Below are 2311 nucleotides of genomic sequence, written 5' to 3' on the forward strand. Positions count from 1 at the left end.
GGGTGAGAGGGAACAAGATTGCGTCCGCAGCTTACACATTGCGGACGCAACTTATGACTGACCTACAAACTGACTTTGACTTCCTGCCCCTGCGGGTGATCGGCAAATCGGCCGACGGCAAGAACCGGTACGAGCGCGAGGGCAAGCGAAAGCTGATCGAGGCGTGCCAGAAGCCCGGAGCCTCCGTGGCCGGGTTGGCACTGAAGGCAGGAGTGAACGCCAACCAGCTTCGCAAATGGATTAGCCTGGCGCGCACAAAGACACGTCCCCGACGTGCACGGCAGCCGGCACCAGGCAATTCGCCGGCATTCGTTCCTGTTCTGGAAGTGGTTGATGCTGAACCTGTGCACTTGCCATCCAGGGCGGCGCTGCCCGACGCCGAGCCAGTTGCGGCGCGGCGTGAGCCGATGCGCCCCTCGCAACGCCCGCCGTTGCCTTCACGGCTGGTGGCGCAATTGCCCAACGGGGTAAGTCTTGAGCTTGAATGTGCGCAACAGGACACGGCGCTGCTCAGGGCGATGATCGACGCGTTGAGGAGTCGCTGATGCTGCGTTTCGCCGATGACCTGCACGTCTACCTGTACCGCGAGGCGATCGATTTCCGTTGCGGCATCAACACCCTTGCCGCCCTGGTTGAGAAATCGATGCAGTTGGACCCGCTCGCTCGTGCCGTCTATGCGTTCCACAACCGTAAATGTGATCGCATCAAGCTTCTGCTGTACGAGCGCACCGGTTTCTGGCTGCTGCTGCGTCGGCTCGAGGAAGACCGTTTCGTGTGGCCTCGGCGGAATCAGGAGGTGATCGAACTGACAACGCAGCAGCTTCAGTGGCTGCTCGACGGCATCGACATCGACGCGCTTCGCCGTCATCCCGTGCGCCATTACCAGCACGCCAGCTAGCCCGATGCGTTGCACGTAAACAACGGCAGGCGCGTCATTTACGAATTGACGTAAACCCACGGCGCGCCGCGCTTCGCTATCCTGGAGTGCATGAAGAATGCACCCGACCTCAAACGCGTACCCACGGCCGTCCAGGGCTATATCCACGCTCTCCAGGCGCGTGTAGCCGGCGACGCGAAACATATCGGCGAATTGAACCAGCGCGTCGAGCAACTCGAGGAACAGGTTCGCCTGCTGCAGGCCGAGCGTTTCGCACCGAAAAGCGAAAAGCGCAAGGATCGCGTGTTCGACGAAGCCGAGCAGATTGCACGGACCGAACCCTGCGACGAGGACGATGAGGGTGTCCAGCCTGCGCTGCCCGACACCGGATTGCCACCGGCCAGCCAGCCTGAACGACGCAAGGCCGGACGCAAGCCGTTGCCGGCGTACCTGGCGCGCGAGCCAGTCGAATACGACCTGCCCGAGGACCAGCGTGGCTGTCCCTGTTGCGGCAATCAGCTGCATCGCATCGGCGAGGACGTCAGCGAACAATTGCACGTCGAGGTCAAGTGGACAGTCCGTAAGAACGTGCGATCCAAGTGGGCATGCCGGCACTGCGAACGGCACGCCGAACATACCCCGGTCGTGCTTGCGCCGATGCCGGTTCAGCCGATCCCGGGCAGCCATGCGGACGCATCTGTGATCGCGACGGTCGCGACCGCGAAGTACGTCGACGGTATGCCTTTGTACCGGATGCAGGAGGCACTCGCGCGCTGGCAGATCCCGGTGAGTCGCGGCACACTCGCCCACTGGGTCATTCTCCCCAGCGAATTGCATTACAGCCGCCTCTACGACGCGCTGCATAAAACGTTGCTGTCGCAGCCGCTGATCCATGGCGATGAAACGACGGTTCAGGTACTCAAGGAACCCGGCAGGTCCGCGCAGAGCAAGAGTTACATGTGGTGCTACCGCAGCGCCCAGGACTGCGCCGAGCCCGTGGTGCTGTTCGAGTATCAGCCGGGGCGGGGCCAGGAGCATCCGAAGAAGTTTCTCGGGGACTACAGCGGCATGCTGATGAGCGACGGCTACAGCGCATGGCGCACGATCAGGAAGGCAGCGCACTTCGGATGCCTGGCGCACGCGCGCAGGCTGTTCGTCAAGGCGGACAAGGCGGCTGAGAAAAAGACGGACTCCGGCAAACAGAAGATGCCGAACGCTCGGGTGGCGAAGGCCCTTGAGTACTTCCAGGCCCTGTATCGTGTCGAGGCGCTGGCCAGAGGCGATCTGCCTGTTGGCCTTACGCGAGCCGACTTCACGTACGACCTGCGGCAAAAGCATAGTGTGCCGCTGCTTGAGTCCTTCAAGGCGTGGCTCGATGAACTGGCGCCGAAGGTGGCACCCCAGAGCCTGCTCGGCAAGGCGATTGCATACACG

3 protein-coding genes are annotated in these 2311 nt (G+C 62.4%); all 3 read left to right on the forward strand.

What is annotated here, in order from left to right:
* Positions 1–545, forward strand: a 545-nt coding sequence (gene tnpA / locus F6X42_RS42340) for an IS66-like element accessory protein TnpA (protein WP_312893032.1), incomplete at its 5' end; no start/stop codon positions are given.
* A complete protein-coding gene (tnpB, locus tag F6X42_RS42345) occupies positions 545–898 on the forward strand; it encodes an IS66 family insertion sequence element accessory protein TnpB (protein WP_187639692.1) in 354 nt (117 codons plus the stop codon). The genes tnpA and tnpB, both read left to right, overlap by 1 nt.
* 90 nt (positions 899–988) lie before the next feature.
* Positions 989–2311: IS66 family transposase (tnpC, locus tag F6X42_RS42350; RefSeq protein WP_187639693.1), on the forward strand; the 1323-nt coding region annotated here is incomplete at its 3' end.

It is taken from the genome of Paraburkholderia podalyriae, assembly GCF_014397785.1.
Lineage (GTDB): Bacteria > Pseudomonadota > Gammaproteobacteria > Burkholderiales > Burkholderiaceae > Paraburkholderia > Paraburkholderia podalyriae.